The sequence below is a fragment of the Nocardiopsis lucentensis DSM 44048 genome (assembly GCF_000341125.1).
In the GTDB taxonomy this organism is placed as follows: Bacteria; Actinomycetota; Actinomycetes; order Streptosporangiales; family Streptosporangiaceae; genus Nocardiopsis; species Nocardiopsis lucentensis.
On sequence record NZ_ANBC01000749.1, the window covers coordinates 1 to 3230 of the forward strand.

At 73.7% G+C, this 3230-nt stretch carries 3 protein-coding genes; all 3 read left to right on the forward strand.

Translation table 11 applies throughout. The features are described from left to right. The coding region (locus tag D471_RS0126065; RefSeq protein WP_017601335.1) for an ABC transporter substrate-binding protein at positions 1 to 905 on the forward strand (905 nt) is incomplete at its 5' end. A 255-nt stretch (positions 906 to 1160) separates the two neighbouring features. After that, positions 1161 to 2477, forward strand: coding sequence for a type III PLP-dependent enzyme domain-containing protein (locus D471_RS0126070; RefSeq protein WP_017601336.1), 1317 nt, complete (start codon positions 1161 to 1163; stop codon positions 2475 to 2477). Between the two features lie 95 nt (positions 2478 to 2572). After that, positions 2573 to 3145: a hypothetical protein gene (locus tag D471_RS0126075; protein ID WP_017601337.1), complete on the forward strand. Its 573-nt coding sequence runs from the start codon at positions 2573 to 2575 to the stop codon at positions 3143 to 3145. Positions 3146 to 3230: the final 85 nt, after the last annotated feature.

The following is a 3230-nucleotide window of genomic DNA, read 5'->3' on the forward strand; positions in this document are numbered from 1 at the left end:
AGGGCGGCTCCGCCGAGGGCTTCCCCCGGACCGTCGAGCACGCCATGGGCGAGACCGAGATCCCGGCCGCCCCCGAGCGGGTCCTGCCCCTCGACTCGACCTACGTGGACGCCACGCTGGCCCTGGGCGGCAACGTCGTCGGTTTCACGACCTTCGCCGAGGACGTGGACGCCCTGCCGGACTACCTGGTGGAGAGCGACTGGAACACGGGCACCTACGACGAGGCCGTCCCGGTCGGTCTGCTGTGGGACATCAGCCCCGAGCTGGTCGCCGGCACCGAGCCGAACCTGATCCTGTCCGCCGAGGTGCGTCACGGCGACGGCTACGACCAGCTCGGCGAGGTCGCCCCCACCGTCATGTCCGAGACCACCGGCGCGACGTGGAAGGACAACCTGCGCCTGACCGCCGAGTCGCTGGGCGCGGAGGACGAGGCCGAGGCCCTCATCACGGAGTACGAGGAGCGGGCCGCCGCGATCGGCGAGGCGATCGCCGAGGCCGAGGGCGGCGAGGCGCCCACCGTCTCCATCGTGCGGTTCGCCGGTGACGCCGATGGTGTGCGCCTGTACACGCGCAACTCCTACATCGGTGTGATCCTGGACGACATGGGCCTGCCGTCGGGTGAGGGCACCTCCACCGGGGCCGAGGACATCGTCACCTACCACAGCCAGGAGCGCCTGCTCGACCTGGACGCCGACCGCATCTTCGTGGCCGCCTACGACGACGGCGGCCAGGACGGCGTCAGCGAGCAGCGCGACGAGTACACCAACAGCCCCCTGTGGGGCGAGCTGGAGGGCGAGAAGACCGAGGTCGACGACGCCCACTGGATCTCCGGCGTCGGCCTGATCGCCGCCCACGCGGTGCTCGACGACATGGCCGAGACCTTCGGGGTCGCCCCGCAGCGCTAGACGCTGTGCTTGTTCCGGGCCTCCGCCTCACCTCTCGGCCCGCCCTCCCCCGCCGTCGCCCACACGGCGCCGCGCGTGGTGGGTGGGCCACCACCTTCGACGGACGCCCAGCGGCGCGGTAGCCGACCGTGTTCGCACCCACCAGACGAGACCGCCAGGGGCCCGTCCGCCCAACGACGAACGGGCCCCTCCGTCGTGTCGGGCCCCGGACACCCCGCGTGTCCGGGGCGCCCCACCCCACCGGAAGGATCCGCCGTGGAACCGCCCCGTTCCTTCGAGAACGCCCCCGCACTGCCCGTCGACCGGATCCCCGAGCGGGTGCGCGAGGCCGCCCGCGCGCTCGCCGCCTCCCCCGGCTCCGGATACGTCTACGACCCCTCCCTGGCCGCCGACCGGGCCCGGACGCTGCGTGCCGCGCTGCCCGACTGGGCCCGGGTGTACTTCGCCGCCAAGTCCAACGGCTTCACCCCCGTCCTCGCCCGCCTGGCCGAGGCGGTGGACGGCTTCGAGGCCGCCTCCCTGCACGAGGCGCACGCCTGTCTCGCCGCGTTGGAGGAGCGCCGCGGCGGCCCGCGGTCGGGACGGATCGCGGTGAGCGGCCCCGGCAAGACCCCCGAACTGCTGTCGGGTCTGGCGTGGCTGCGCGCCCGGGAGGGCGCGGACGTCGTCGTCAACGCGGAGAGCGAGCTGGAGCTGCACCGGATCTCGGCGGCGGCGCGCGAGGCGGGCACGGTCCTGCCGGTGACGCTGCGGGTGAACCCCGAGCGGGTGCCGGTGAGCGGCGCCCTGGTCATGGGCGGCACCCCCGGACCCTTCGGCGTGCCCGAACCGATGGTGCCCTCGGCGCTGCGCGCGGCCGCCCTGCTGCCCGGTCTGGACCTGGTGGGTTTCCACGTGCACGCGGTCAGCGGCAACACCGACGCCGTCGCGCACGCCGCCTACGTGCGCTGGTGCCTGGAGTGGGCGCGCTCGACCGCGCGCGCCCACGACGTGGACCTGCGGGTCGTGGACGTGGGCGGGGGGCTGGGGGTGCCCTTCGAGGAGGGTGACGCCTCCTTCGACCTGGAGGCCTTCGGCGCAGCGCTCGCGGAGCTGGACGACCCGGGTGTGGAGGTCGTGTTCGAGCCGGGGAGGTGGATCGCGGCGCCGACCGGCTGGTACGTGGCCCGCGTGACGGACGTGAAGTCCTCCTACGGCGACCACTTCGCGGTGGTGCGCGGTGGGATCAACCACTTCCAGCTGCCGACGTCGTGGGAGATCCGGCACAACTTCGCGGTCCTGCCCGGACACACCTGGCCCGCGGCGCTGCCCCGTCCGGGGGTGACCGACGCCGCGGTGACCGTCTCCGGTGAGCTGTGCACGCCCGAGGACGTCCTGGCGCGGGACGTGCGCGTGGAGTCCGTGCGCGCCGGTGACGTGCTGGTCTTCCCGAACGCTGGCGCCTACGGGCACGAGTTCGCGATGCCCGCCTTCCTGGCGCACCCGGGGGCGCCGCGCGTGACCGTCACCACACGCGAGGCGCCGGCCACGGCTGTGGCGCGGGACACCCCTCACCCCACACCCTTGACATGATTAGGTTAGCCTGCCCTAATTAACATGCTGGTCATCCGGCTTGCGGTCCCCCAACCCGCATACCCACCGACCCCGTCCCCACACAGGAGCCCACCATGGCCGCCCCGGCCCCCACCGCCACCCAGCTCGACCTGCGCAACCTCACCGGCGCCGACGTCATGACCGACCCCACCCCCTGGGTCTCGGCCTACGAGGAGGTCTACGCCCACGCCCTGCACCTGCCCGACCACAACGACCCGCCCTTCGGCGAGCGCCTGGCCTTCAGCGCGGCCCGCCCCGGTTTCCGGATGACCGCCGGATACCAGGACGGTGAACTGGTCGGGTTCGTCTACGGGTACACCCTGCCGACCACCACCGGCTGGTGGGACGGGTTCACCCCGGCTCCCGGCGTGGACGCCGAGGACATGACCCGCGAGCGGCCCGGTCGCACCCTGGCCGTGTGCGAGGGCCTGGTGCGCGCCCCCTTCCGCAACACCAGACTGGCCGTGCACGCCATGCCGATGTTCCTGTCCGGTCGGCCCGAGGAGCGGGCCGCCTCACTGGTCGCCGAGAGCAACACGCACGCGCTGAACATCTCCCTGCGCAACGGCTGGCGGCACGTGGGCGACCTGGCCCCGCACGACGGCTGGAGACGCCACCACTGCCTGATCATGCCGCTCGGCGGCTGACCCGGCGCCGTTCCACGTGGGTCGCGCCCGGTCGGCCCCGCTCCCGTCCGGGCGCAACCGCCCCTCCGGAGCCCACGGGGTGCGG